The sequence below is a fragment of the Streptomyces sp. SCL15-4 genome, assembly GCF_033366695.1.
GTDB lineage: Bacteria > Actinomycetota > Actinomycetes > Streptomycetales > Streptomycetaceae > Streptomyces.
In genome coordinates, this window is sequence record NZ_JAOBTQ010000001.1 from 6,020,868 (window position 1) to 6,046,853 (window position 25,986).

The window sequence follows — 25,986 nt, forward strand, 5'->3', positions numbered from 1 at the left end:
CACGGGAAACGCCCCTGACGACAGGCGGCCCGGCCGGGCACGTGCCCTGCAGCCGTGCTCGGCCCCCGTGGCACCGGTAGCGGCGCGCGTCGGGCCACGTACGGCCCCGCACGACGTGGCCGTCATGTCCGCAGCCGTTCCCACAGCCGGGGGAAGCGCTCGGCGAGCACCCGGTCGTCCTCCAGGTCCGGCGGTGTGCCCTCCGGCTCGGCCGGCGGCGGGGCGAGGCCCAGGTCGGGCGCGACCGTGCCGGTCAGCTGCTCGTACGCCTCGTCCGCCGCGTAGCCCAGCTCCTCGCCGTCGCCGTCGATCTCCTCGTCGAACTCGCCCAGCAGCCCGGCCAGCGCGTCCGGGTCGTGCAGGGCCCCCTCGAAGACCTCCCGGCCCTGCCCGATCAGCCAGCACCGGAAGAAGTCGAACGCGTCGTCGCTGCACCCGTCCAGCAGCAGCCAGGCGGCTCCCCACAGGTCCCAGCGGTAGGCGCGGTTGTAGCGGGCCTCGAAGTGGCGGGCGAAGTCCAGGACCCGTTCCGGGTCCAGCGCGAGAAGCCGCTCCACGAGCAGGTCGGCCTGGTCCTCGGGGTCACCCCCGGCGGCCTCCCGGGTGGAGTCGATCAGCTCCCAGAACTCCGTCTCGTCCATCACGCCACCAGCATCGGGCCTGACCCGGTGGCACGCACCCGGAGTACGGCGGACTCGCTCAGCCGTCCCCGGCGTGGTACAGGGCGGCGGCGCGGGCCGCGTCCGCGGCGAACCGTTCGCGCAGCGCGGCCGGCGCCAGCACCTCGGCCTCCGGGCCGAGCGCGGTCAGCTGCTCGTACGCGACCTCCTCCGACTCCACCGGCAGCGTCACCGTCACCCGGCCCGCCGCGTCCGGCGCTCCCGGCTCCGCGAGGGCCGTCCGCGCGGCGAGCGGATCGACGGCGTGCGGCAGCCGGCGCACTCCCTCCGGGGAGAGCCGTACGACGACCTCGGCGCGCAGGATCGAGCGGGCGAACCGCTCGGCCTGCTCCGCCCAGAAACCGGGCAGATCGAACCCCGGATCGCGGTCGAAGCGTTCGTCCAGCGCGTCCACGGCGGTGAACCGGTCGATCCGGTACGTCCGGAAGGAACCGCCGCCGGCGACCCGCGCGCACAGGTACCAGACGCCGGCCTTCAGCACGAGCCCGTACGGCTCCAGCCGCCGCTCCACCGTGTCCTGGCCGCGCCGGTACCGGGCGAGGACCCGGCCGTCGTCCCACACCGCCTCGGCGAGCACCGGCAGCGGCGCGGGCGTCACCGGCTCCCGGAACCAGGCGGGCGCGTCCAGGTGGAAGCGCTGCGCGGCGGTGTCCGGGGCGTCCCGCAGCGAGGGCAGCAGGGCCGCCGACACCTTCAGCCGGGCCGCCGAGGCGGCGTCCTGGAGCCCCATCTCCCGCAGCGCCCCCGGCACCCCGCTCAGGAACAGCGCCTCGGCCTCGCCGCGGGCCAGCCCGGTCAGCCGCGTCCGGTACCCGCCGACCAGCCGGTACCCTCCGGCCCGCCCCCGGTCCGCGTACACCGGCACGCCCGCCTCCGACAGCGCCTGGGCGTCCCGCGTCACGGTCCGCTCCGACACCTCCAGCTCCCGGGCCAGTTCGGCGGCGGTCATGACCGGCCGTGACTGGAGGAGCAGAACCATCTTGATGAGCCGGGCCGCACGCATGCGCTCATGATGCCGAACGGCACCGACAGCGCGGGCCGCGCGGTAAAGACAAGCGCGGCGGACGGCAGGGCGCCCGCACCCCTCGCGGGGGCGCGCCCTGCCGTCCGCCGCGCCGGCGCTCGGCCGCGACGGTCCGGCCCGGCGGTGCCGGACCGTACCGTCACCGGCCGCCGGCCCTCTTACAGGCCGTACTTCTCCCGGGCCTCCTTGACGGCCGTCGCCTTGACCTCGCCGCGGCGGGCGAGCTGGGCGAGGGCGGCCACGACGATCGACTCGGCGTCGACGCCGAAGTGACGGCGGGCGGCCTCACGGGTGTCCGACAGACCGAAGCCGTCGGCGCCCAGCGAGGACCAGTCCTGCTCGACCCACTGCGCGATCTGGTCCGGTACCTGGCGCATGTAGTCCGACACCGCGAGGACCGGGCCCTCGGCGCCCTGGAGGGCCTGGCGGACGTACGGCACGCGGTCCTCGCCGCGCAGCAGCGCCGCGTCGGCCTCCAGCGCGTCCCGGCGCAGCTCGGTCCAGGAGGTCGCCGACCACACGTCCGCGGCCACGCCCCACTCCTCGGCCAGCAGCTTCTGCGCCTGCAGGGCCCAGTGGATCGCCGTACCCGAGCCCAGCAGCTGGATGCGCGGGGCGCCCGCCGCGACGGCGATGCCCGCCGACTCCGCCGTGTTGAAGCGGTACAGGCCCTTGACGATGGCCTCGTCGATGCCGAGGCCCTGCGGCTTGGCCGGCTGCGGCAGCGGCTCGTTGTAGACCGTCAGGTAGTAGAAGACGTTCTGGTCCTCGCCCGGCTTGGCCTCGCCGTACATCCGGCGCAGACCCTCACGGACGATCACCGCGATCTCGTAGGCGAACGCGGGGTCGTACGTCAGCGCGGCCGGGTTGGTCGCGGCGATCACCGGCGAGTGGCCGTCGGCGTGCTGCAGGCCCTCGCCCGTCAGGGTGGTGCGGCCCGCCGTCGCGCCGATGAGGAAGCCGCGGCCGAGCTGGTCGCCGAGCTGCCACATCTGGTCGGCCGTGCGCTGCCAGCCGAACATCGAGTAGAAGATGTAGAACGGGATCATCGCCTCGCCGTGCGTCGCGTACGACGTCGAAGCGGCGATGAAGTCGGCCATCGAACCGGCCTCGGTGATCCCCTCGTTGAGGATCTGGCCGTTCTCGGCCTCCTTGTAGTACATCAGCTGGTCGCGGTCGACCGGCTCGTACGTCTGGCCCTTGGGCGAGTAGATGCCGAGCGACGGGAAGAGGCTCTCCATGCCGAAGGTGCGCGCCTCGTCCGGGACGATCGGCACCCAGCGCTTGCCCGTCTCCTTGTCGCGGACCAGGTCCTTGATCAGGCGGACGAAGGCCATGGTGGTGGCCACGTTCTGGGAGCCGGAGCCCTTGTCGAAGGAGGCGAACGCCTTCTCGGCCGGGGCCGGCAGCGCGGGCAGGACGTGGGTGCGGCGGGCCGGGGCCGGGCCGCCGAGGGCCGCGCGGCGCTCCTGGAGGTAGCGCACCTCGGGGGCGTCGGCACCCGGGTGGCCGTAGGGCACCACGCCGTCGACGAAGTCGCTGTCCTTGATCGGCAGGCCGAGCCGGTCGCGCATCGCCTTGAACTCGTCCACCGTCAGCTTCTTCATCTGGTGGTTGGCGTTCTTCGACGCGAAGCCCTCGCCGAGGGTGTGGCCCTTGACCGTCTGGGCCAGGATCACGGTCGGCGCGCCCTTGTGCTCGACGGCGGCCTTGTAGGCGGCGTAGACCTTGCTCGCCTCGTGACCGCCGCGCGAGAGGTGGAAGCACTCGAGGATCTTGTCGTCGCTCAGCAGCTTGGCCATCTCGGCCAGCGCCGGGTCCGCGCCGAAGAAGTCCTGGCGGATGTAGGCGGCGTCGCGGGTCTGGTACGTCTGGACCTGCGCGTCCGGCACCTCGCGCAGCCGGCGGACCAGCGCGCCCGTGGTGTCGAGGGCGAACAGCTCGTCCCAGGCCGAACCCCACAGCGTCTTGACGACGTTCCAGCCGGCGCCGCGGAACTGGGCCTCCAGCTCCTGCACGATCTTGAAGTTGGCGCGGACCGGGCCGTCCAGGCGCTGGAGGTTGCAGTTGATGACGAAGGTGAGGTTGTCCAGCTCCTCACGGGCGGCCAGCGCGAGGGCGGCCGTCGACTCCGGCTCGTCCATCTCGCCGTCGCCGAGGAAGGCCCAGACGTGGGACGCGGAGACGTCCTTGATGCCGCGGTTGGTCAGGTAGCGGTTGAACCGCGCCTGGTAGATCGCCGACAGCGGGCCGAGGCCCATGGAGACCGTCGGGAACTCCCACAGCCAGGGCAGCCGGCGCGGGTGCGGGTAGGAGGGCAGGCCGTTGCCGCCGGCCTCCTGGCGGAAGTTGTCGAGGTGCGCCTCGTTCAGGCGGCCGTCGAGGAAGGCGCGGGCGTAGATGCCCGGGGAGGCGTGGCCCTGGATGTACAGCTGGTCGCCGGAACCGTCGCCCTCCTTGCCCTTGAAGAAGTGGTTGAAGCCGGTCTCGTACAGCCAGGCGGCGGAGGCGAAGGTCGCGATGTGGCCGCCGACGCCGTGCTTGCTGCCACGGGTCACCATGGCCGCCGCGTTCCAGCGGTTCCACGCGGTGATCCGGGCCTCCATCTCCGGGTCACCGGGCAGGGCCGGCTCCGCGGAGGTGGGGATGGTGTTGACGTAGTCCGTCTCGAGGAGCTTCGGCAGCGCGATGCCGCCCGCCTCGGCGCGCTCCAGCGTGCGGCGCATCAGGTACGCGGCGCGGTGCGGTCCGGCTTCCCTGGCCACGGCGTCCAGGGAGGCCTGCCATTCGGCGGTCTCCTCCGGGTCGCGGTCCGGGAGCTGGTCGAGCGCGCTCGGCTGGATGGCGTTGGGGTCGGTCATGTCGCCGCCTTCCTCAGTCGAAGGGGGTTCCCTCATCGTCAAGGGTTCGGGGGTGCCCTAGGTCTTTGGCAGGACAGGGCAGCGGACTTCGGTGGAAGTCCGTCGGCGACTGTAACCCTCTGATCGATGATCGATCAAAGGGTAGAGGGAGAAAAAGCCCCGATTCCGGGAAAGTAGGCACCCGGTGCCTTGGAAATGGGCACCCGGTGCCGCTTTTTGCAGGGGTTTTCGCAGGTGAGCGTGGGTGTGCTCGGCTGGGTCAGGCGCGCGGCGCGCAGCCCAGCACATGCGCCTTCACCAGTTCCGCGATCCGCGGATCACGGCGCTTGAACGCCTGCACCAGCTCCTCGTGCTCCTCCGCGTACGACTGCTGGACGGTGCCCAGCCAGCGGATCGACAGCGCCGTGAAGACCTCGATGCCCAGCCCTTCCCACGTGTGCAGCAGCACCGAGTTGTGCGCGGCGCGCACCAGCTCCCGGTGGAAGCCGACCGTGTGCCGCACCTGGGCCGTGCCGTCCGCCTCCCGGTCGGCCTCGTACAGGGCCGTGACGTGCGGTTCCAGCGCCGAGCAGTCCTCCGCGAGGCGCTCCGCCGCCAGCTCGGCGGCGATCGCCTCCAGCCCCGCCCGGACCGGGTAGCTCTCCTCCAGGTCGGCGGCGGACAGATTGCGGACGCGTACGCCCTTGTTCGGCGCCGACTCGATCAGCCGCAGCGACTCCAGCTCGCGCAGGGCCTCCCGCACCGGGGTCTGGCTGACCTCCAGTTCGGTCGCGATCCGCCGCTCCACGATCCGCTCGCCCGGCTGCCAGCGCCCGCTGACGATTCCCTCCACGATGTGCTCGCGGATCTGCTCGCGCAGCGAGTGGACGACGGGCGCGGTCATGACGGCTCCTTAGGGAGGGGCCGTCCTGCGGCCCCCGGGGGCTTTGACGTTTAGACAATACGGCTGGTTCGCGCCACGGGAAGGGCGTGCGGCGGCGCTTTGGCGCAGGTGAGACGAGCCTTACACGCTCCGCACCCGGACAAACACGAACACCCCGCCCGAAGAAAACTCCGGACGGGGTGTCGCATGGCCGTACTGCCGGTCAGGGCGTCAGAGGCCCAGCTCGACCTCGAACTCGCCCGCCTCCAGGATCGCCTTGACCGCCGTCAGGTAACGGGCCGCGTCGGCGCCGTCGACCAGGCGGTGGTCGTAGGAGAGGGTCAGGTAGGTCATGTCGCGGACGCCGATGACCGTGCCCTCCTCGGTCTCGATGACGGCCGGACGCTTGACCGTGGCACCGATGCCGAGGATCGCGACCTGGCCCGGCGGCACGATGATCGTGTCGAACAGCGCGCCGCGCGAACCGGTGTTGGAGATGGTGAAGGACGCGCCGGACAGCTCGTCCGGGGTGATCTTGTTGGCGCGGACCTTGCCCGCCAGCTCCGCCGTGGCCTTGGCGATGCCCGCGATGTTCAGGTCGCCGGCGTGCTTGATGACCGGGGTCATCAGGCCCTTCTCGGAGTCCACCGCGATACCGATGTTCTCGGTGTCGAAGTAGGTGATGGTCCCCTCGGCCTCGTTGATCTTGGCGTTGATGACCGGGTGGGCCTTCAGCGCCTGCGCGGCGGCCTTGACGAAGAACGGCATCGGGGAGAGCTTGACGCCCTCGCGGGCCGCGAAGGAGTCCTTCGCCCGGGCACGCAGCTTCATCAGACGGGTGACGTCGACCTCGACGACCGACGACAGCTGCGCCTGCTCGTGCAGCGCCTTGACCATGTTGTCGCCGATGACCTTGCGGATGCGGGGCATCTTGACGGTCTGGCCGCGCAGCGGGGAGACCTCCAGCGCCGGGGCCTTCTTCGCGGCGGCGGCCGGGGCGGCCGCGGCGGGAGCCGGGGCGGCGGTGGCGGCCTTCGCGGCCTCGGCGGCGGCGAGGACGTCCTGCTTGCGGATCCGGCCGCCGACGCCGGTGCCCTTGACGGTGGCCAGGTCGATGCCGTTCTCGGCGGCGAGCTTGCGCACCAGCGGGGTCACGTACGCGCCCTCGTCGGTCGCCTGGGTGGCGGTCGGCGAGGTCGGCGCGGTGGCCGGGGTGACCGGAGCCGGAGCCGGAGCCGGAGCCGGAGCGGCAGCGGCGGGCGCGGCCGGAGCGGCGGGCGCCGGGGCCGGGGCAGCGGCCGGGGCCGGGGCGGGCGCCGGAGCGGCGGCCGGAGCCGGAGCCGGAGCGGGCGCGGGAGCCGGGGCCGGAGCGGGCGCCGGGGCGGCCGGGGCGGCCTCGGCGGCGGGGGCCGGAGCGGCGCCCGGGGCACCGATGACGGCGAGCTTGGCGCCGACCTCGGCCGTCTCGTCCTCGCCGACCACGATCTCCAGCAGCACACCGGAGGCGGGGGCGGGGATCTCGGTGTCGACCTTGTCCGTGGAGACCTCGAGCAGCGGCTCGTCGGCCTCGACGGTCTCGCCGACCGACTTCAGCCAGCGGGTCACGGTGCCCTCGGTGACGGACTCGCCCAGCGCGGGCAGGACCACGTCGGTGCCCTCGGCGCCACCGGCCGGGGCGGCCTCGGCGGCGGGGGCCGGGGCAGCGGCCGGGGCCTCGGCGGCAGGGGTGGGGGCCGGCTCGGCGGCGGGGGCCTCGGCGGCCGGGGCGGCCTCGGCGGCCGGGGCCTCGGCGGCGGCGGGCGCACCCGAGCCGTCGTCGATGAGGGCCAGCTCGGCGCCGACCTCGACCGTCTCGTCCTCGGCCACCTTGATGGAGGCCAGGATGCCCGAGGCGGGGGCGGGGATCTCGGTGTCGACCTTGTCCGTCGAGACCTCGAGCAGCGGCTCGTCGGCCTCGACGCGCTCGCCCTCGGCCTTCAGCCAGCGGGTGACAGTGCCCTCGGTGACGCTCTCGCCGAGCGCCGGAAGGGTTACGGAAACCGCCATGGTTTCGGTTGCTCCTAACGAATTGCGGAAGTCTGTGGTCGTCGCGCCCGAAGACGGAAGGCGTCAGTCGTGCATGTGGAGGGGCTTGCCGGCCAGGGCCAGGTGGGCCTCGCCGAGCGCCTCGTTCTGCGTCGGGTGGGCGTGGATGAGCTGGGCCACCTCGGACGGCAGCGCCTCCCAGTTGTAGATCAGCTGCGCCTCGCCGACCTGCTCGCCCATGCGGTCGCCCACCATGTGGACGCCGACCACGGCACCGTCCTTGACCTGGACGAGCTTGATCTCGCCCGCGGTCTTCAGGATCCGGCTCTTGCCGTTGCCGCCGAGCGGGAACTTGATGGAGACGACCTTGTCCGCGCCGTAGACCTCCTTGGCCTTGGCCTCCGTGATGCCGACGGAGGCGACCTCCGGGTGGCAGTACGTCACCCGCGGAACACCGTCGTAGTCGATCGGAACGACCTTCAGGCCGGCCAGGCGCTCCGCCACCAGGATGCCCTCGGCGAAGCCGACGTGCGCGAGCTGGAGGGTCGGGACGAGGTCGCCGACGGCGGAGATGGTCGGGACGTTGGTGCGCATGTACTCGTCGACGAGGACGTAGCCGCGGTCCATCGCGACGCCCTGCTCCTCGTAACCGAGGCCCTGGGAGACCGGGCCGCGGCCGACGGCGACGAGCAGCAGCTCGGCCTCGAACTCCTTGCCGTCCGCCAGGGTGACCTTCACACCGTCCTGGGTGTACTCGGCCTTCTGGAAGAACGTGCCCAGGTTGAACTTGATGCCGCGCTTGCGGAAGGCGCGCTCGAGAAGCTTGGAGGAGTTCTCGTCCTCGACCGGGACGAGGTGCTTGAGGCCCTCGATGACCGTGACGTCGGCACCGAAGGACTTCCACGCCGAGGCGAACTCGACGCCGATGACACCGCCGCCGAGGATGATGGCGGACTTCGGCACGCGGTCCAGGACCAGGGCGTGGTCGGAGGAGATGATCCGGTTGCCGTCGATCTCCAGGCCCGGCAGGGACTTCGGCACGGAACCGGTCGCCAGCAGGATGTGGCGGCCCTGGACGCGCTGGCCGTTCACGTCGACGGAGGTGGGGGAGGAGAGCCGGCCCTCACCCTCGATGTACGTCACCTTGCGCGAGGAGATCAGACCCTGCAGACCCTTGTACAGGCCCGAGATGACCTCGTCCTTGTACTTGTGGACGGCCGGGACGTCGATGCCCTCGAAGGAGGCCTTGACGCCGAACTGCTCGCTCTCGCGGGCCTGGTCGGCGATCTCGCCCGCGTGGAGCAGGGCCTTGGTGGGGATGCAACCCTTGTGCAGGCAGGTGCCGCCGACCTTGTCCTTCTCGATCAGGGCGACGTCCAGGCCCAGCTGAGCCCCGCGCAGGGCCGCGGCGTAACCACCGCTACCACCGCCGAGGATCACTAGGTCGAAAACGGTGCTGGCGTCGTTCGCCACGTCACGTCCTCCATGCATGTGCGCCGTACGCCGGTCGGCGATGACCGGCAGGCGGCTGGTGTCCGGCCGCTTGATGCTTCGGCCCTTCGGTGGGGGCCCTGTCCTGCCGGGCTCCATCTTTGCACTTGTCGGACGGGATCGAGACGCCGGGCCGGTGTGTGAGACGTCCCACGTTCACCGGCGCCGAAGCGGCGCGGGGCCGTGTCCGGGGTGCGGCTCCGCCGCGCGGGCGCGGCCGGCCTCCACGCGGCGGAGCCGCCGGACGACGGATCGGCCCGGCCTCTCAGGCGGTCGTCAGCCCAGGTCACCCTCGGCCGTCAGCTCCGCCAGCCGGACCAGCGTCCGCACCGCGGACCCCGTGCCGCCCTTCGGGGTGTACCCGAACGGCCCGCCCTCGTTGAACGCCGGCCCGGCGATGTCCAGGTGCGCCCAGGTGATGCCCTCGCCCACGAACTCGCGCAGGAACAGGCCGGCCACCAGCCCGCCGCCCCAGCGCTCGCCCATGTTCGCGATGTCGGCCACCTGCGAGTCCATGCCCTTGCGCAGGTGCTCCGGCAGCGGCATCGGCCAGGCCGGCTCGCCGACCTCCTCGGCCGCCTCGTACACCGCGGAGCGGAACGCGTCGTCGTTGGCCATGACACCGAACGTCCGGCTGCCCAGCGCCAGCATCATCGCGCCGGTCAGCGTGGCGACGTCCACGATCGCGTCCGGGTTCTCCTGCGAGGCCGCCCACAGCGCGTCGGCGAGCACCAGCCGGCCCTCGGCGTCGGTGTTGAGCACCTCGACCGTCTTGCCGTTGTACATGCGCAGCACGTCGCCCGGGCGGACGGCGGAGCCGGACGGCATGTTCTCGGCCAGCGCCAGCCAGCCGGTGACGTCGACCTCCAGGCCGAGCCGGGCGGCGGCGACGACCGCGGCGAACACGGCGGCGGCGCCGCTCATGTCGCACTTCATCGTCTCGTTGTGCCCGGCCGGCTTCAGCGAGATGCCGCCCGAGTCGTAGGTGATGCCCTTGCCGACGAAGGCCAGGTGCTTGTCCGCCTTCGGGTGCTTGTACGACAGCTTCACCAGGCGCGGGGTGGCCGCCGAGCCGCCGCCGACGCCGAGGATGCCGCCGTAGCCGCCCTTGGCCAGGGCCTTGTCGTCGAGCACCTGCACCTTGATGCCGTGCTCCTTGGCCGCGCTCTGCGTGAGGGCGGCGAAGGCGGCGGGGGTGAGGTCGTTCGGCGGCATGTTGATCAGGTCGCGGGCGCGGTTCAGCTCCTCGCAGACCGCGACGGCGCGGGCCAGCGCGCCCTTGTGGGCGGCGTCGCGCGGCTTGCCGCCGAGCAGCGCGGCCTCGGCCAGCGGCGCCTTGCCGTTCTTGGCCCTGGCGTTCTTCGCGTCCTGGGCGCCGCCCTTGTAGGCGTCGAAGGAGTAGGCGCCGAGCAGGACGCCCTCGCCGATGGCGCCGAGCGCGCCGGGGCCGTCGACGGGCAGCGCGAACGCGGCCTTCCTGGACCCGGTCAGCGCGCGGGCGGCCACACCGGCGGCCTTGCGCAGCGCCTCGGCGTCGTAGCCGGCGTCGTCGCCCGCGGGCTCGGCGCCCAGGCCCACCGCCACCAGGAGCGGGGCCTTGAAGCCGGCCGGCGCGGGCAGCTTCGTCAGCTCGCCCTCGGCACCCGAGGCGCCGAGGGTCTCCAGGACGCCGGCCAGCTTGCCGTCGTACGCCTTGTCCACGGCCTCGGCGCCCGGCGCGACGACGGGCCCCTGGGCGCCCTTGGCGACACCGATCACGATCGCGTCGGCCCGCAGGCCGGGCGCCGCGGCGGTGCTGAGAGTCAGAGCAGTCACGGTGGTGAGTTCTCGCTTCCGATGTGAAGTTGCAGTGGCCGAAATGGGGTGGGTCGACCGGGCCCGAGAGCCGACCCTAGGTCCAGGCCTGGGTACAGGTGGCAACCGGGGCCTTCACCCTGTCGGCGAACACCCGGGACGAGACTACGCGCGTGGGTGTGTTCGCTCATTCCTTCGGATGTTCACCCGCGTGTGCCGCCGTGTCCACGGAGCGCTCCACGGACGGTTCCACGGCACGGCCCCGCGGCGGCTAGCGGCCGAGCGAGAACACGACGAGCGCGGTCGTCGCCGCCGTCTCCGCGAGCGCGCCGAACACGTCCCCGGTCACTCCGCCGAACCGGCGCACGCACCGCCGCAGCAGCGCTTCGGCGACCGCGACACCGGCGGCCACCGCGAGGGCGGTGCGCACGCCGTCGTACCCGCCGAGGCAGGCGCCCGCCGCCCCGGCCGCCACCGTCACGCCGGCCGCGGCGGCGGCGCGGCGGCCCGCGGCACCACCCCGGCCACCACCGCCCCGAGCCCCTCCGGCCGGGCGGCCGGCACCCCGGCGCGGGCGGCCAGGGTGAGCGCCAGCCGGGCCGCGACCGCCGACACCACGGCGGCGAGCGCGCCGCGCGCCCAGGAACCGCCGTAGAGCTGGGCCAGCACCGCCACCTGGGCCAGCAGCACCAGGACGAGGCCGAGCACTCCGAACGGCCCGATGTCCGACTGCTTCATGATCCGCAGCGCGTCCTCGGCGGGCTTGCCGCTGCCCAGCCCGTCGGCGGTGTCGGCCAGCCCGTCCAGGTGCAGCCCGCGGGTCAGCGCGGCGGGTACGGCGACCGAGGCGACGGCGGCGAGCAGCGGACCGGCGCCCAGGCGGAGCAGCAGCAGCCCGAGCCCGGCCGCGGCGGCGCCGACGACCAGCCCGGCCACCGGGGCGCACAGCATCCCGCCGCGCGCCGCCGCCCGGTCCCAGCGGCGCACCCGCACGGGCAGCACGGTGAGCGTCCCGAAGGCGAACCGCAGCCCGTCGGCGACGGAGGGCGGAGCGGGCGACGACGGAGAGGACGAGGAGGACGTGACCACCGCCGCAGGCTACCGACGCCCCGGCGCCGCGACGGCACCCGGGGGCCGGAGGGCCGGTGGCGGCCATGGAGGGCCGGGCCGGCGGGGGTTGTGTGTTCGAAGGGGCGTTCCGGGGCCTGTGGTGTTCCGGAGAGCACCGGGACGTGCGGGGCGGGGCAGGGAGCCGGCCGGTGGGGGTCAGGGACGGGCCGGGGGCGTGGTCGGGGGGTGTGCGGGCCAGGCGGGCGGCCAGCGAGGGGCGGCCGGGCGGTCCCGCAGCGCGGCCAGCAGGCACAGCAGGCCCACCACGGTGAGCGCGGCCAGGTGCTCCTTGCCCGCCAGGTTCTCCTTCAGCAGCACCTCGACGACCATCGCCAGGGTCACCGCGCCCGCCGTCGCGTAGGCGCCGTACCGCCAGCCCACGTACACCGCGAGTCCCACGACCGCCGCCGACGGGCCGGTGTCCACCACCTGCGCGTCGGTCCACGGCAGCCCGAACGGGGCGTGCGCGCCCAGGGTGACGCCGAGGCGCGCGTACAGGGTCCCGGCGAGCGTGGCGGCATACGCGATGGCCAGCGTCCGCCACCGGCCCAGGCACAGCTCGGCGATCCCGAACACCAGCAGGATCTGCGCCAGCGCACCCCACACCGGCAGGTCCGGCGCGGGCACGAACAGCGACAGCGGGGTGCGCAGCAGGGCCGCCCACAGCGGGTCGCCGGCCCGTACGGCACCCAGGTCCTGCACGAGCGGGTACCCCCACGGACGGTTCTGCGCGTACTGGAGGAACGCCGTCAGGCCCACCGCGGCCGTGGTCAGCGGCAGCGCCGGCGGCCGCCGCCGGCGCAGCGGAGCGCGCACGGCGGCGTACAGCGGGCCCCACTCGGCCCGGGCCCAGCGGGCGGGCGTTCCCTTCACGTGTCCCTCATCCCCGTACGGTCATCGGTGGGTGCGCGGCTGCCCGCGGCGCAGCCACCCGGTCGGTCCCGGGACCGCCAGGAACCCTTCCGCGCGGGCCGAGGCGAGGCCGATGCGCGGCAGGTCCGCGCTCTTCTCGAAGAGCAGGAAGCGCGGTTCCCAGGCGGGCCGGTACTTGGCGTTGGCGCGGTACAGCGACTCGATCTGCCACCAGCGGGAGAAGAAGCCGAGCAGTGACCGCCACAACCTCAGCACCGGTCCGGCCCCGAGGCGCGCGCCACGTTCGAAGACCGAGCGGAACATGGCGAAGTTGAGCGAGACCTGAGTGATCCCGATCTCGCGGGCGCGCCGCAGCAGCTCGATGACCATGAACTCCACCAGCCCGTTGTCGCAGTCCCGGTCCCGCCGCATCAGGTCCAGCGACAGCCCGTGCGGGCCCCACGGCACGAAGGACAGCAGCGCCCGCAGCCGTCCCCCGGCATCCGTGCACTCCAGCATCACGCACCGGCCGTCCCGGGGGTCTCCAAGCCGGCCCAGCGCCATGCTGAAGCCGCGCTCGGCCGCGCCGTCCCGCCAGTCCTCGGCGCGCTCGACGAGGTAGGCCATCTCGGGCGCCGGGATGTCCTCGTGGCGCCGGACGCGCACCCGGTACCCGGCCCGCCGCACCCGGTTGCACGCCTGCCGTACGGTGCGCATGGCCCGTCCCTCCAGCGTGAACCCGGCGACCTCCACGACCGCCTCGTCCCCCAGTTCCAGCGCGTCCAGGCCGTGCCGGGCGTAGACCGTCCCGGCCTCCTCGCTCGCGCCCATCACCGCCGGGATCCAGCCGTGCGCCCGCGCCTCGGCCAGCCACGGCACGATCGCCCCCGGCCACGCCTCCGGGTCGCCGAGCGGATCCCCGGACGCCAGGCTCACGCCGCCGACGACGCGGTAGGCGACGGCGGCCTTCCCGGTCGGCGACCACACCACGCTCTTCTCCCGGCGCAGCGCGAAGTAGCCGAGCGAGTCCCGCTCACCGTGCCGCTCCAGCAGTTCCCGCAGCCGTTTCTCGTCGTCCTCGGTGAGCGGGTCGACGGCCCGCCGGGAGCGGAAGGCGGCGTACAGCACGGCGAGCAGCAGCGCGGTGCTGAGCACGTTGACGGCCACGTTCGCCCAGTTGGGCGGGTCGATGCCGGGGAAGCGGGACTCCTCGGCCGCCACCGACACCAGCCGCAGGGTGCCGTAGTACCAGTGCTCCGGGAACGCCGGCCGGGCCGCGTCCGGCGCCTGGTCGGTGACCGTCACCAGCAGCCCGGCCAGCAGGCTCGCGGCCAGGCCGCCGCCGACGGCGACGGTCGCCGCCAGCCGCGGGTTGGACCGGTCGCCCGTGGCGTAGAACTCCCGGCGGCCGATGAGCAGCGCGGCCACGAAGGCGGCCGTCAGCGCCAGGGAGACCCAGTTCTGCGCGTGGCGCCGGGTCTCCGGGAAGGTCATGGCGCACACGAGCAGGGCCAGGAAGAGCCCGCTCAGCACCAGGTTCAGGATCCACGCGGCCCGCTTGCGGCGGCGCATGGTGACGGCCAGGAAGGCGGCGAAGACACCGGAGGCGAAGCCGGCCGTCAGCAGGTACGGCGTGAAGAAGTCGTCCTGGTTGTGCCGGCGCACGTCCTGGCCGAGCGAGACCCACACCGCGCCGAGGACGTTGACGAACGCGACGGTCCGCAGATACCAGACGGCGAACGCGGCGGCCCGCCGGGAAGCCCCGGCGGCCCACCGCACCCTCACTCGCCGTGTCACGGCAATTCGGGCATCCTCCATAACGGAGGATCATATGGGTGCGATCAGAGTAAATCGCACTTTTCACGCCATTCGCGGCATCAGTCCAGGAGCTGGTCCTTCTCCGCCGGCTCCTTCTCCGCCGGTCCCTCCTGCGCCGGTTCCTTCTCCGCCGGCTCCTTCTCGGGAAGCTCCGCGGCCAGCGCGGCGGCGGCCCGGACCAGCGGCAGCGCCAGCAGGGCGCCCACGCCCTCGCCGACCTTCACGCCCTGCTCCAGCAGCGGCTCCAGGGCCATCCGGTCCAGCGCCTTCGCCTGTCCCGGCTCGCCGCTGTCGTGCCCGGCCAGCCACCAGTCCGGCGCCCGGAAGGCGACCCGCTGGGCGACCAGCGCGCACGCGGCGGCCACGACCCCGTCGAGAATCACCGGCAGCCTGCGCACCGCGCACTGCAACAGGAACCCGGTCATCGCCGCGAGGTCCGCGCCGCCCACGGCCGCCAGCAGCCGGAGCTGGTCCCCGAGCACCGGCCGGGCCCGCCGGAGCCCGTCCCGGATCGCCGCGCACTTGCGCATCCACGCCAGGTCGTCGATGGCGAGTCCGCCGCGCCCGGTCACCACGGACGCGTCGGTGCCGCACAGCGCGGCGATCAGCACCGCCGCCGGCGTGGTCCCGCCCACGCTGACATCGCCGAGCACCACCAGATCGGTCCCCGAGTCGGCCTCCTCGTCGGCGACCGCGACCCCGGCCCGCAGCGCGGCCTCGGCTTCCTCCAGGGTGAGCGCGTCCTCGACGTCGATGCGGCCGCTGCCGCGCCGCACCCGGTGCCGTACGACATCCGGCGGGAAGGCGTCCGGCGGGCAGTCCACCGCCATGTCCACGACCCGCACCGGCACCTCCAGCCGGCGGGCGAGCACCGACACCGGGCTCGCGCCCTCCAGCACCGCCCGCACCAACTGCTCCGCGCCGCCCGCGGGCCGCGCGGAGACGCCCAGTCCGGCGACGCCGTGGTCGCCGGCGAAGAGCACCACCCGCGGTTGTCCGACCGGCCGCACCGGCACCTCGCCCCGCGCGGCGGCCAGCCACTCGCCCAGCTCGTCCAGGCGGCCCAGGGCCCCGGGCGGCACGATCCGGCGCTCCCGGAGGGCCTCGGCGTCACGGCGTACGCCCCCGTCCGGGCGCTCGATCAGATCGGTGAAGTCGTCCAGATTAAGGCTGCTCATTCGCCGAACAGTACCGCCCGCGCGCGAACGCGCCGGCGCCACATCGCCACCACACCACCACGATGTCTTTGCACCTCGGATCGGCATCCCATACGTTCCGCTTTGCCGCGGAATGTCGCACAGGGAGCCGCCCATGCCGACCTCGCCCCTCACCCCGCAGTTCACCACCCCGCACGACCCCTTCCAGGAACCCCGCCGCGAGGACTGCCCCTGGTGCGGCTCCCGGCGGCTGCGCACCCGGCTGCGCGCGCCCGACCCGCTGCGCCACCGGGGCGGCACGTTCACCCTCGACGCGTGCGGGGACTGCGGCCACGCCTTCCAGAACCCCCGGCTGAGCGCGGAGGGACTCGCCTTCTTCCACCGGGACTCCTACGAAAGACAGCTGGAGGAGTTCGCCGGCCGCATCCTGTCCGCCCGCGCGGTACGGCGCCGGCACCGGGCCGCCGCGTGGCGCCTGTCGCGGCTCGGCGAGCCGGAGAGCTGGCTGGACGTCGGCACCGGGCACGCCCGCTTCCCCGAGGCGGCGAAGGAGTTCTTCCCGTACACCAGCTTCGACGGACTCGACCCCACCGCCCGGGTCGAGCAGGCGCTGCTGGAAGGCCGGGTGGAGGAGGCGCACCGGGGCTATCTGACGACCCCCGGGATGGCGGCCCGGCTGCGCGCCCGCTACGACGTCGTCACGATGTTCCACCATCTGGAGCACGCCCCCGACCCGCGCGCCGAACTCCGCGCCGCGCTCACCGTGCTGCGGCCCGGCGGCCACCTGGTCGTCGAGGTCCCGGACCCGGCGTGCGTCTTCGCCGCGTTGCTGGGCCGGTGGTGGCTTCCCTACGGGCAGCCGCGCCGTCTGCACCTGGTGCCGCGGGCCAACCTGTGCGCGGAGCTGACCGGGCTGGGCTGCGCGGTCCTCGTCGTGGACCGCGGGGCCGCGCACATCCCCTACGACCTCTCGGCGGCCCTCGCCCTGTCCCTGGCCCACGCCCATCCGGCGCTCCACCTGGCCGCCACGCCGGCGCTGGCGCTGGCTTCGGCCCTGGACCACGCGGGCGCCCCGCTGTTGCGGCGGACCCGGTTCTCCAACGGGTACCGGGTGGTGGCACGCAAAGGCACGGGCGGGCGGAAGGGCACGGGCTAGTTCCGGTCCGTCGCCGGCCGCGGGTGCGCGGTGGCCGCCCGCGCCGGTCCCCGCGCCCCTTGCGGGCCGCCCCCGCTCACCCCCGTCACCCGCGCAGCACCAGCGCCTGTCCCGCCACCACCAGCACCACCTGTTCGCACTCGTTCGCGAACGCCGCGTTCAGGCGGCCCAGTTCGTCGCGGTAGCGGCGGCCGGAGGCGGTGGCGGGGACGATGCCCGAGCCGACCTCGTTGGAGACCGCGACCACCGTGCGCCGGGTGGAGCGCACCGCGTCGGTCAGCTCCCGCACCCGCTCCCGCAGCGACTTCTCACCTCCGCCCGCCCACTCCGCGTCGTCCCAGGCCCCCACGGAGTCCATCGCGTCCGCCAGCCACAGCGACAGACAGTCGACCAGCACCGGCGGCCCGTCGTCCGCGAGCAGCGGCACCAGGTCGGTCGTCTCCGCCGTACGCCACGACCCCGGCCGCCGCTCCCGGTGCGCGGCCACCCGCGCCGCCCACTCGCCGTCCCCGCCGCGCGTGCCGCCCGTCGCCACGTACAGCACGCCCGGGAACGCCTCCAGCCGCCGCTCCGCCTCCACCGACTTGCCCGAGCGGGCCCCGCCCAGCACCAGCGTCCGGCGCGGCACGTCCGGCACCTCCTCGTACGCCCCGACCACCAGCGTCGTACCGTCCGGCACCGCCCGCGCCCCGGCCGCCGCGAGCCGGCGCCGCAACTCCGCGCCGGCCGGCACTCCGTGGTCGAGGTGGACGGCGACGACGTCCGTCGTGGGGCCCGCCGAGCCGACCGCCCGGAGCCGGGCCAGCGCGTCCGGCCGGTTCACGACGTCCGCGAGGACCATGTCGTAGGACTGCGCGCCGGCCTGTTCCAGGCCGGCCGGCGCCCCGCCCGGCGGCAGGTACAGCAGCCGCTGCCCGTCCGGCCCGGTCACCGCGTACCCGGTGCCGCCCGCGTCCATCGCCACCGCCCGCACCCGATGCCCCGTCAGCAGCGCCAACTCCCGTCCGTCCGGCACCCGGCCGGGCTGCGGCAGCCCGGCCGGCACCTCCACCGCCGGGCCGTCGTGCGGATGCGACAGCAGCACCTGCCGTACGCCGCCCAGCGAATGCCCGGCGCGCGCGGCCGCGAACGCCGCGCCCGGCGTGAGGTCGAGCAGCAGCGCGCCGTCCACGAGCACCGCGGTCGCGGCCCGCGCGTCCGGCCCGAGCGCGGTCGCGCAGACGGCGCAGGAGCAGTCGGGCCGAGGCAGTCCCGCGGGGGCGCCGGTACCGAGCAGAGTGATGTTCACGGACCGATTTTCGCCTGTCCCGGTGGGTCTTGCGCTTCCGGCTAGGCTGCCAGCAGGTGTTGGATCAAAGGAGGCCTGTATGACGGCATGGACGTGGCGGTTCGAGAAGGCCGACGGGACGGAGGTCCAGCCCGCCGTCCGGCCCGAGGAGTTCACCACGCAGGGCGATGCCGAGTCCTGGGTCGGCGAGAACTGGAAGGCCTTGCTGGAGGGCGGGGCCGACCAGGTGCGGCTGTTCGAGGAGGGCACCGAGATCTACGGGCCGATGAGCCTGCGCGCCGACGCCTGACCGGACCGGCGCCCGCGGTGGGGAGAGGGCCTCCTCTCCTCACTGCTCGCCCAGCGTCACCTGGACCGTGTGCTCGTCGCCGTCGCGGAGGAAGGTCACCGGTGTCCGCCGGCCCGGCCGGGCCGCGGCCAGCGCCTCGGCGAGCGAGGTGATGCCGGTGATCCGGCGGCCGTCCAGCCTGGTGATGATGTCACCGGGCCCGAGGCCCGCCTTGTCGGCCGCGCCGCCCGCGCGGGCGCTGACCACCGCCACCCCGACCGGCTGGTAGCGGTCGTCGACGACGGTCCGCGCGGTGATGTCGAGGGCCGCCCGCCCGGAGTCGACGACCTTGCCCTCCTTGACGATCTGGTCGGCGACCGTCTTCACCATCGACGCCGGGATGGCGAACCCGATACCCGGCGCCGCGCCGCCGCCGAGGCTCTGGTCGACCGCGGCCAGCGTCGGGATGCCGATCACCCGCCCCTCCAGGTCGACCAGCGCGCCACCGCTGTTGCCGGGGTTGATCGCGGCCGAGGTCTGCACCATGTTCGCGATGGTCGCGCCCGTGCCGCCGCCCGAGTCGCCCTCGCTGACGGTCCGCCCGGTCGCCGAGACGATGCCCTGGGTCACGCTGGACGACAGTCCCAGCGGCGACCCCATGGCCAGCACGATCTGGCCCACCGCCACCTTCTCGGAGTCCCCGAGGACCGCCGGTTTCAGCCCGTCCGGCACCCGGTCCAGCCGGATCACGGCGAGGTCCTGCTCGGGATAGGAGTAGACCAGGCTCGCGGTGAGCGGCTCCTCGTTGTTGGCCGTGGTCACCTGGAACGTCTTCTCCGAGCCGACCACGTGCGCGTTGGTGACGATGTGCCCGTTGCCGTCGTACACCACTCCCGAGCCCAGGTCCCGGCTCGCCTGGATCTGCACGACCGACGGCAGCACCTCCTTGATGACCCGCAGGTACTGGCTCTGCAGGTCGCCCGCCGCCAGCGGCACGGCCGCCCCGGTGTCCGCCGGGCTGTCCCGTCCGGCCGGGACGGCGGGGGTGGTGCAGCCGGCGGCGAGGGCCGCGCAGCACACCAGCGCGGCGGCGCAGGCGGCCGTACGGGCCCGCGCGCGGATACGGGAAGCGTCCATGCCCCGAGTCTCACCGCACGGTGATCAGCCGTCCCGCGCGGTTGCCCCGAACGGGCTCAGCCGCGTACCCCGCACAGATGCAGCAGCGCCGCCACCCCGCGGTAGGGGTCCGTGCGCCCGGCCCGCTCCTCCACCGCGAGCAGCGTCGGAAGGTCCTGCGGGAGGGCCGCGTTGTGCGCCGCCGTGTCCGTGAACACCCGCACGCCGTACCAGGCCTGCAACGGGGCGGCGATCCCGGCGAGCGTGGCGGTCAGCGCGGACAGCCGGTCGGCGCGCACGTCCAGGTCCAGCCGGTTGCGGTAGGTGGTGGTGTCGAAGGCGGCCAGGGCGGCCGCCCAGTCACCGCCGAGGCCCGGCCGCATGGCGAGCGCGTCGCCGTTGCGGACCAGCAGGGAGAGGAGGCCGCCCGGGGCGAGCATCCGGGCCAGACCCGCCACCAGCGGGTCGGGGTCCTCCACGTACATCAGTACGGCGTGGCACAGCACCACGTCGAAGCCGCCCGGCAGGAAGTGCACCCCGGTGTCCCGGCCGTCGCCCTGCACCAGCCGCACCCGCTGCCGGATGCCCTCCGGCTCCCGGGCCAGCGCCGCGCGGGCGGCGGCGATCATCCTGGGGTCCCGTTCGACGCCGGTCACCTCGTGGCCGAGCCGGGCCAGCCGCAGCGCCTGCGCGCCCTGGCCCATCCCCACGTCGAGCACCCGCAGCCGCCGCCCGACCGGGAACCGCCCGGCTATCTGCTCGTCCAGCTGCCGGGTCACCAGCTCCTGGGAGACGAGGTCGCGCAGCCCGCCCAGCTCGTGCGGCCGGGCCGGGGAGGGGCCCCCGGTGAACGCGTCGGCGTTCAGGGCCGCTCTCCGCGCTTGACCCGGGGCTTGGGCAGGCGGAGCCGGCGCATCTGGAGGGACCGCATCAGCGCGTAGGCGACCGCGCCACGGGTGTTCTCGTCCGGGAAGCGCTCGGCGAGCCGCTTCCTCAGACGGAAGCCGCTGACCGCCGCGTCCAGCACGATCAGCACGATCACGATCAGCCACAGCAGCAGCGCGATGCTCTGGATCGCGCCGATCCGCACCACGCTCAGCACCAGGATGACCACGGCGAGCGGCAGGAAGAACTCCGCCACGTTGAACCGCGAGTCGACCCAGTCCCGGGCGAACCGGCGGACCGGGCCCTTGTCACGGGCGGGCAGATAGCGCTCGTCCCCGTTGGCGAGCGCCTGGCGCTGCCGTTCCAGGGCCTGCCGCCGTTCCTCGCGCTGGCGCTTCGCGGCCTCCTTGCGGTTCGTCGGCGTATGGGCGACGCTGCGGCGCTGGGTACGGGCCTCACTGCGCTTGGGAGTGGGCCTGCCCTTCGGGGCCTGCGGGTCACGGGGCTGCTTGGAGTCGGTCAGCGCCGCCTTGGCGGCGGGGGCCTTCTCTTCCTTGGCACGGCTACGGAACACAAATCCCAAGGGTAAGGGCTGTACCGGCATGGACCCCAGCCCGGCGGGGAACGATCCGGCAACGCCGGACGTCTGAAGGGGACGGAGGGGGACGCGGGGAGGGGATCACCTACTCCTTGCGCCGGAGCGGAGCTGTCCGCAGTCGTCCTCGGGGATGAGCGCATCACCCGGCGAACAGTGCGGTAATGGAGAGACAGGGCCCGTACTGTGGGTCTTGTCGCAGGATCGGTGAGCTGGAGTCCGTCAGAAGGGGGCGCGCGAAGCCCATGAGCGGTGTCATGAAGCGTATGGGGATGCTCTTCCGCGCGAAGGCGAACAAGGCCCTGGACCGGGCCGAGGACCCGCGCGAAACCCTCGATTACTCCTACCAGAAGCAGCTGGAGCTGCTGCAGAAGGTGCGGCGCGGCGTCGCCGACGTGGCGACCAGCCGCAAGCGCCTGGAGCTGCAGCTGGGCCAGCTCCGGCAGCAGTCCTCGAAGCTGGAGGAGCAGGGCCGCAAGGCGCTCGCGCTCGGCCGGGAGGACCTGGCCCGCGAGGCGCTGTCCCGCAAGGCCGCGCTCCAGGAGCAGGTCGGCGACCTCCAGTCGCAGCACGCCACCCTCCAGGGCGAGGAGGAGAAACTCACTCTCGCGGCCCAGCGCCTCCAGGCCAAGGTGGACGCCTTCCGCACGCGGAAGGAGACCATCAAGGCCACCTACACCGCCGCCCAGGCCCAGACCCGCATCGGCGAGGCGTTCTCCGGCATCTCCGAGGAGATGGGCGACGTCGGCCTCGCCATCCAGCGCGCCGAGGACAAGACCGCCCAGATGCAGGCCCGGGCCGGCGCCATCGACGAGCTGCTCGCCTCCGGCGCCCTGGACGACCCCTCCGGCATGCACAAGGACGACATCCAGGCCGAGCTGGACCGGCTCTCCGGTGGTACGGATGTAGAGCTGGAACTGCAGCGCATGAAGGCCGAGCTGGCCGGAGGCTCCCCGCAGCAGGCCATCGAGGGCGGCACCGGTCAGGGGCAGTCCCAGCAGCAGCCGCAGGACACCCCGCGTTTCGACAAGCAGTAGCCGGGCGCCGGGGCCCGAGCCGAGGAGGCCGACGTGATCGTACGGATCATGGGGGAGGGCCAGGTGAGGGTGGACGACGCCCACCTCGCCGAGCTGAACGGGCTGGACGACGAACTGCTCGACGAGATGGAGGGCGGCGACGCCGAGGGCTTCCGCCGCACGCTCGTCGCGCTGCTGGACGCCGTCCGCCGGTTGGGCACCCCGCTGCCGGACGCGGCGCTGGAGCCGTCCGACCTGATCCTGCCGTCGGACGACGCCACCCTGGAGGAGGTCCGCGCCCTGCTCGGCGACGACGGCCTCATCCCGGGCTGACCGCGGTCAGCTCACGGTGAACCACGTGGTGCGCGACTTCTGCCACTCCGGGTGGGCGAGGTCCTTCGCCTCGGTGCCGTCGCCGTACAGATCGGCGGCCCCGTCGTCCGTGATCAGCTGCACCCGCGCCCCGGCCGTGGCCGGATCGGGCACGGACACCACGGACTCCCAGCCGCCCGCGTCCGCCGTCGGCAGGTCCAGCACCTTCACCGGCTGGTGCCCGGCGGTCCCGTCCCAGGAGTACAGGGCGTAGGGGGCGCTGTTGTCCTCGGCGGCCCAGGACCCGGCGAGGATCAGATACCGGCCCGCCTCGTCGCGGCGCAGATCCCGGACCGACAGCCCGCCGAGGTCCAGCTCGACCGGCGTCCCGAACACCGCCTTGCCGCCGCGGGCCACCTGGTCCATGTTCGTCACCGGCACCAGCAGCGCCTTCCCGCCCGCCCGCGGCGGCACCAGCGGAGCGCGGAAGCCGACGTAGGCGGTGGTGGCGGAGCCCGGAGCGAACTCCAGACCCTCCACGTTGAAGCCGTCGGCCCGCTTCGGTTCCCGCCCGTCGGCGGTGGCGGCGGCGAAGCCGTACCGGTCGCCGTTCGCCTCGTCCCAGGCCACCAGGTCGTCGCGGAGCCGGTGCCCGGCGGTGCCGAACGTCAGCCGGGTGGCGGCGCCCGACCCGGACACGGTCGTGGTGAACACGGTGTTCCGGTCCGGCTTGTACTCGCCGTCCTTGTTGTTGCCCAGCGAACCCGTCCAGTAGACGGTGTTCCCGACCCGGGCCGCGCCCTCGATGTCGACCTCCTTGTCCGCGTCCAGCGCGCCGCCGAGGTCCCAGGTGCGCACCGGCGCGCCGGAGGCCGTGCCGTCGTACAGGCGCAGCGTGTTGTCCTCGTCGTTGGCGACGACGACGTACCCGCCGCCCACGTCCACGTCCACGGCCGCCGAGGCGTCCGCGGCGCCGGTGAGATAGCGGGCGTCGGCGCTGTGCCCGACCGCCGGTGAGGCCGCGTAGTGCAGGGTCGCGGTGGCCGTCCTGCCGCCGAGACCGGTCACCTTCAGCGTGAGGTCGGTGTAGCCCCGGGCGTGCGCGGTGACGGCGACGGCACGGCTGCCACCGGTGCCGGTGACCCGGACGTCGGCGGCGGCGGCCACGGTGCCCTCGCTGCTCCTGGTCGCGGTGACCGTCAGGGCGGAGGCGTCGGCGCCGCTCTGGGCGACGGTCACGGTGACGGTGGGATCGCCGGTGGCGCCGACGGCGCCGGACAGATACGCGGCCGACAGCTTGATCGTGGGCGTGCCGTAGGTGACGGCGTGCGCGGGCGCGGCGGCCGCGGCCAGCAGGGCGAGCGCGGCGGCGGACCAGAGTGGTGAGCGTGGGCGCACGGAAGACCTTTCCTCGACGGGCGGTGTCGAGGGGAAAGGCTGAGCGGGCCGGGCCAACGGGACCCGACGGCCGGCGGTCGGCCGGCCGACGGCACGCCCAACAGCGCGAGCCGCGCGCCCGGGTCGCCAGGACTTGTACCGCGTCCGCGGGTACTGGGCGTATTCGTCCCTGGCGAGGTACCCGCCGCCGTCGGCGTCGGCCTCCGCGAACTCCGGCGGGGCCCCGGGCAGGGGCACCTCCTCGGCCTGCTGCCGCGCCGGCCACCCGAACGGGGGACCCGGGGGTTTCCGGGCCGGGGCCGCGGTGCCGGAAGGGCGCCGTACTGTTCCTGCGTGAGCACTCTCGAACGCGCCCGGTGCGGCCTGAAGGCCCACCCCCTCGCCCTGGACGCCGCCCTGGCCGCGGGCGTCCTGGTGTGCATGGTCGCCGGCTCCTTCGCGGTGCCGAGGGACGGGCACGGCGTGACCTGGGGCGTGCACACCCCGGACACCCTGAGCCTGCTCCTCATGCTGATCGGCGCCGTGGCGCTGGTCCCGCGCCGCCGCCGGCCGCGCGCCGTCCTCGCCGTCACCGGCACGGTCTCCGTGGTCGAGTGCGTCACCGGCGACCCGCGCGCCCCGGTCGCGATGTCCGCCGTCGTCGCCCTGTACACCGTCGCCGCGACCACCGACCGCCCGACCACCTGGCGCCTCGGCCTGCTCACCATGACCGTGCTGACGGGCGCCGCCATGCTCGCCGGCCCGCTGCCCTGGTACGCCCAGGAGAACCTGGGCGTCCTCGCCTGGACCGGCATCGGCGCCACCGCCGGGGACGCCGTGCGCAGCCGCCGCGCCGTCGTGCAGGCCATCCGGGACCGCGCCGAACGCGCCGAACGCACCCGGGAGGAGGAGGCCCGCCGCCGGGTCGCCGAGGAGCGGCTGCGCATCGCCCGCGACCTGCACGACGTCGTCGCCCATCACATCGCCCTGGTGAACGTGCAGGCCGGCGTCGCCGCACACGTCATGGACAAGCGGCCCGACCAGGCCAAGGAAGCCCTGGCGCACGTGCGTGAGGCGGGCCGCAGCGCGCTGAACGAGCTGCGCGCCACCGTCGGACTGCTGCGCCAGTCCGACGACCCCGAGGCCCCCACCGAGCCCGCGCCCGGCCTCGGCCGGCTGGCGGAGCTGGCGGCCACCTTCCGCAGCGCCGGCCTGCCGGTGGAGGTCGCCTGCGCCGACCGGCCCGGCGAGCTGCCCGCCGCCGTGGACCTGGCCGCCTACCGGATCGTGCAGGAGGCGCTGACCAACGTGCGCAAGCACGCGGGCCCCGCGGCCCGGGCCGAGGTGAGCGTCGTGCGCGTCGGACCCCACCTGGAGGTCACCGTGCTGGACGACGGCGCGGGCGCCGTCCCGGGTACGCCCGGGGACGGCGGCGGGCACGGGCTGCTCGGCATGCGCGAGCGCGTCACCGCCCTCGGTGGCACCCTGGCCACCGGACCCCGCTACGGCGGCGGCTTCCGCGTCCATGCGATCCTTCCGGTCCACCCGACGACCGCCCAGGGGGAGCCCGTATGACCATCCGTGTCCTGCTCGCCGACGACCAGGCACTGCTGCGCAGCGCGTTCCGGGTGCTGGTCGACTCCGAGCCCGGCATGGAGGTGGTGGGCGAGGCATCCGACGGCGCGGAGGCGGTCCGGCTGGCCCGCGAGCACGTCCCCGACGTCGTCCTGATGGACATCCGGATGCCCGGCACCGACGGCCTCGCCGCCACCCGGCAGATCGGCGCCGACCCGGCGCTGGCCCAGGTCCGCGTGGTCATCCTGACCACTTTCGAGGTGGACGACTACGTGGTCCAGGCGCTGCGCGCCGGCGCGTCCGGCTTCCTCGGCAAGGGCAGCGAGCCGGAGGAACTGCTGACCGCCATCCGGGTCGCGGCCGGCGGGGAGGCCCTGCTCTCCCCGGCCGCCACCAAGGGCCTGATCGCCCGCTTCCTCGCCCAGGGCGACACCGGCCCGGGCCCCGACCCGGCCCGCGCCGAGCGGCTCGCCACCCTCACCGGACGGGAGCGGGAAGTCCTCGTCCAGGTCGCCGGCGGCCATCCCAACGACGAGATCGCCGAGCGCCTCGCGGTCAGCCCGCTGACGGTGAAGACGCACGTCAACCGGGCCATGGCCAAGCTGGGCGCGCGGGACCGGGCACAGCTCGTCGTCATCGCGTACGAGTCGGGACTGGTACGTCCGAGGACGGACTGATCTCCACCCGGGTGTACTGCGCGCGGAGTAGGGGCCCGGCGGGGAAC

The 25,986-nt window shown here is 74.1% G+C and carries 21 protein-coding genes and 1 pseudogene; 6 read left to right on the forward strand and 16 right to left on the reverse strand.

Translation table 11 applies throughout. The features are described 5' to 3' along the window. Positions 1-122: 122 nt before the first annotated feature. The 11 genes and pseudogenes from SCK26_RS27005 to cobT form a co-directional block, all read right to left on the reverse strand. Positions 123-641: a DUF4240 domain-containing protein gene (locus tag SCK26_RS27005; RefSeq protein ID WP_318206100.1), complete on the reverse strand. Its 519-nt coding sequence runs from the start codon at positions 639-641 to the stop codon at positions 123-125. A gap of 58 nt (positions 642-699) precedes the next feature. Continuing rightward, a complete protein-coding gene (locus SCK26_RS27010) occupies positions 700-1,683 on the reverse strand; it encodes a helix-turn-helix transcriptional regulator (protein ID WP_318203929.1) in 984 nt (327 codons plus the stop codon). Between the two features lie 179 nt (positions 1,684-1,862). Continuing rightward, positions 1,863-4,565 carry a pyruvate dehydrogenase (acetyl-transferring), homodimeric type gene (aceE, locus tag SCK26_RS27015; protein ID WP_318203930.1) on the reverse strand — a complete coding sequence of 901 codons (2,703 nt, stop codon included), beginning with the start codon at positions 4,563-4,565 and terminating at the stop codon, positions 1,863-1,865. A gap of 259 nt (positions 4,566-4,824) precedes the next feature. Further along, positions 4,825-5,448, reverse strand: a complete 624-nt coding sequence (locus SCK26_RS27020) for a GntR family transcriptional regulator (protein WP_318203931.1) — start codon at positions 5,446-5,448, stop codon at positions 4,825-4,827. Between the two features lie 210 nt (positions 5,449-5,658). After that, positions 5,659-7,473, reverse strand: a complete 1,815-nt coding sequence (gene sucB / locus SCK26_RS27025; protein WP_318203932.1) for a 2-oxoglutarate dehydrogenase, E2 component, dihydrolipoamide succinyltransferase — start codon at positions 7,471-7,473, stop codon at positions 5,659-5,661. A 63-nt stretch (positions 7,474-7,536) separates the two neighbouring features. Beyond that, positions 7,537-8,925: a dihydrolipoyl dehydrogenase gene (gene lpdA, locus SCK26_RS27030; protein WP_318203933.1), complete on the reverse strand. Its 1,389-nt coding sequence runs from the start codon at positions 8,923-8,925 to the stop codon at positions 7,537-7,539. A 294-nt stretch (positions 8,926-9,219) separates the two neighbouring features. Further along, a complete protein-coding gene (locus tag SCK26_RS27035; protein WP_318203934.1) occupies positions 9,220-10,758 on the reverse strand; it encodes a leucyl aminopeptidase in 1,539 nt (512 codons plus the stop codon). 250 nt (positions 10,759-11,008) lie between these two features. Beyond that, positions 11,009-11,826, reverse strand: a pseudogene (locus SCK26_RS27040) (adenosylcobinamide-GDP ribazoletransferase). Positions 11,827-12,003: 177 nt separating this feature from the next. After that, positions 12,004-12,720 carry a hypothetical protein gene (locus SCK26_RS27045; RefSeq protein ID WP_318203935.1) on the reverse strand — a complete coding sequence of 239 codons (717 nt, stop codon included), beginning with the start codon at positions 12,718-12,720 and terminating at the stop codon, positions 12,004-12,006. A 21-nt stretch (positions 12,721-12,741) separates the two neighbouring features. Next, positions 12,742-14,517 (reverse strand): phosphatidylglycerol lysyltransferase domain-containing protein, encoded by a 1,776-nt coding sequence (locus SCK26_RS27050; protein ID WP_318203936.1) that lies wholly within the window; start codon positions 14,515-14,517, stop codon positions 12,742-12,744. Between the two features lie 59 nt (positions 14,518-14,576). Then, positions 14,577-15,695: a nicotinate-nucleotide--dimethylbenzimidazole phosphoribosyltransferase gene (gene cobT, locus SCK26_RS27055; protein WP_318203937.1), complete on the reverse strand. Its 1,119-nt coding sequence runs from the start codon at positions 15,693-15,695 to the stop codon at positions 14,577-14,579. A gap of 133 nt (positions 15,696-15,828) precedes the next feature. Between cobT and SCK26_RS27060 the strand changes: the two genes are divergently transcribed. Next, positions 15,829-16,830, forward strand: coding sequence for a class I SAM-dependent methyltransferase (locus SCK26_RS27060; RefSeq protein WP_318203938.1), 1,002 nt, complete (start codon positions 15,829-15,831; stop codon positions 16,828-16,830). 85 nt (positions 16,831-16,915) lie between these two features. Here the strand turns inward: SCK26_RS27060 and SCK26_RS27065 are convergent, their stop codons facing one another. Beyond that, positions 16,916-18,118 carry a bifunctional adenosylcobinamide kinase/adenosylcobinamide-phosphate guanylyltransferase gene (locus SCK26_RS27065; RefSeq protein ID WP_318203939.1) on the reverse strand — a complete coding sequence of 401 codons (1,203 nt, stop codon included), beginning with the start codon at positions 18,116-18,118 and terminating at the stop codon, positions 16,916-16,918. Between the two features lie 79 nt (positions 18,119-18,197). On the opposite strand from SCK26_RS27065, the gene SCK26_RS27070 reads away from it, so the two are divergent. Then, positions 18,198-18,407 (forward strand): hypothetical protein, encoded by a 210-nt coding sequence (locus SCK26_RS27070; protein ID WP_318203940.1) that lies wholly within the window; start codon positions 18,198-18,200, stop codon positions 18,405-18,407. A 39-nt stretch (positions 18,408-18,446) separates the two neighbouring features. On the opposite strand, the gene SCK26_RS27075 is transcribed toward SCK26_RS27070, so the two are convergent. The 3 genes from SCK26_RS27075 to SCK26_RS27085 all read right to left on the reverse strand — a co-directional run bounded on the left by SCK26_RS27075 (position 18,447) and on the right by SCK26_RS27085 (position 20,991). Continuing rightward, positions 18,447-19,523 (reverse strand): S1C family serine protease, encoded by a 1,077-nt coding sequence (locus tag SCK26_RS27075; RefSeq protein ID WP_318203941.1) that lies wholly within the window; start codon positions 19,521-19,523, stop codon positions 18,447-18,449. 56 nt (positions 19,524-19,579) lie between these two features. Further along, entirely contained in the window at positions 19,580-20,281 is a 702-nt protein-coding gene (locus SCK26_RS27080) for a class I SAM-dependent methyltransferase (protein ID WP_318203942.1), read from the reverse strand. 83 nt (positions 20,282-20,364) lie between these two features. Continuing rightward, positions 20,365-20,991 carry a DUF3043 domain-containing protein gene (locus tag SCK26_RS27085; protein WP_318203943.1) on the reverse strand — a complete coding sequence of 209 codons (627 nt, stop codon included), beginning with the start codon at positions 20,989-20,991 and terminating at the stop codon, positions 20,365-20,367. Between the two features lie 236 nt (positions 20,992-21,227). Here SCK26_RS27085 and SCK26_RS27090 point away from each other — a divergent pair, with 236 nt between their 5' ends. Both SCK26_RS27090 and pspAA read left to right on the forward strand, forming a co-directional pair. After that, positions 21,228-22,019 carry a PspA/IM30 family protein gene (locus tag SCK26_RS27090; RefSeq protein ID WP_318203944.1) on the forward strand — a complete coding sequence of 264 codons (792 nt, stop codon included), beginning with the start codon at positions 21,228-21,230 and terminating at the stop codon, positions 22,017-22,019. A gap of 33 nt (positions 22,020-22,052) precedes the next feature. Next, positions 22,053-22,331 (forward strand): PspA-associated protein PspAA, encoded by a 279-nt coding sequence (gene pspAA / locus SCK26_RS27095; RefSeq protein WP_318203945.1) that lies wholly within the window; start codon positions 22,053-22,055, stop codon positions 22,329-22,331. A gap of 6 nt (positions 22,332-22,337) precedes the next feature. Here pspAA and SCK26_RS27100 read toward each other — a convergent pair whose 3' ends face one another. Further along, a complete protein-coding gene (locus tag SCK26_RS27100) occupies positions 22,338-23,708 on the reverse strand; it encodes a hypothetical protein (RefSeq protein ID WP_318203946.1) in 1,371 nt (456 codons plus the stop codon). 333 nt (positions 23,709-24,041) lie between these two features. Here SCK26_RS27100 and SCK26_RS27105 point away from each other — a divergent pair, with 333 nt between their 5' ends. Both SCK26_RS27105 and SCK26_RS27110 read left to right on the forward strand, forming a co-directional pair. After that, entirely contained in the window at positions 24,042-25,262 is a 1,221-nt protein-coding gene (locus tag SCK26_RS27105) for a sensor histidine kinase (RefSeq protein ID WP_318203947.1), read from the forward strand. Further along, on the forward strand, positions 25,259-25,939 hold the full coding sequence (locus SCK26_RS27110) for a response regulator transcription factor (RefSeq protein ID WP_318203948.1): 681 nt from the start codon (positions 25,259-25,261) through the stop codon (positions 25,937-25,939). Before SCK26_RS27105 ends, SCK26_RS27110 begins: the two co-directional genes overlap by 4 nt. Positions 25,940-25,986: the final 47 nt, after the last annotated feature.

Excerpts from the sequence above, each read along its gene's own strand:
- SCK26_RS27075 (WP_318203941.1), bottom strand. The coding sequence starts at position 19,523 with ATGGACGCTTCCCGTATCCGCGCGCGGGCCCGTACGGCCGCCTGCGCC.
- SCK26_RS27060 (WP_318203938.1), top strand. The coding sequence starts at position 15,829 with ATGCCGACCTCGCCCCTCACCCCGCAGTTCACCACCCCGCACGACCCC.
- SCK26_RS27010 (WP_318203929.1), bottom strand. The coding sequence starts at position 1,683 with ATGCGTGCGGCCCGGCTCATCAAGATGGTTCTGCTCCTCCAGTCACGG.
- SCK26_RS27005 (WP_318206100.1), bottom strand. The coding sequence starts at position 641 with ATGGACGAGACGGAGTTCTGGGAGCTGATCGACTCCACCCGGGAGGCC.
- sucB (WP_318203932.1), bottom strand. The coding sequence starts at position 7,473 with ATGGCGGTTTCCGTAACCCTTCCGGCGCTCGGCGAGAGCGTCACCGAG.
- aceE (WP_318203930.1), bottom strand. The coding sequence starts at position 4,565 with ATGACCGACCCCAACGCCATCCAGCCGAGCGCGCTCGACCAGCTCCCG.
- SCK26_RS27050 (WP_318203936.1), bottom strand. The coding sequence starts at position 14,517 with ATGGAGGATGCCCGAATTGCCGTGACACGGCGAGTGAGGGTGCGGTGG.
- SCK26_RS27090 (WP_318203944.1), top strand. The coding sequence starts at position 21,228 with ATGAGCGGTGTCATGAAGCGTATGGGGATGCTCTTCCGCGCGAAGGCG.
- SCK26_RS27020 (WP_318203931.1), bottom strand. The coding sequence starts at position 5,448 with ATGACCGCGCCCGTCGTCCACTCGCTGCGCGAGCAGATCCGCGAGCAC.
- SCK26_RS27110 (WP_318203948.1), top strand. The coding sequence starts at position 25,259 with ATGACCATCCGTGTCCTGCTCGCCGACGACCAGGCACTGCTGCGCAGC.
- cobT (WP_318203937.1), bottom strand. The coding sequence starts at position 15,695 with ATGAGCAGCCTTAATCTGGACGACTTCACCGATCTGATCGAGCGCCCG.
- SCK26_RS27085 (WP_318203943.1), bottom strand. The coding sequence starts at position 20,991 with ATGCCGGTACAGCCCTTACCCTTGGGATTTGTGTTCCGTAGCCGTGCC.
- SCK26_RS27070 (WP_318203940.1), top strand. The coding sequence starts at position 18,198 with ATGACGGCATGGACGTGGCGGTTCGAGAAGGCCGACGGGACGGAGGTC.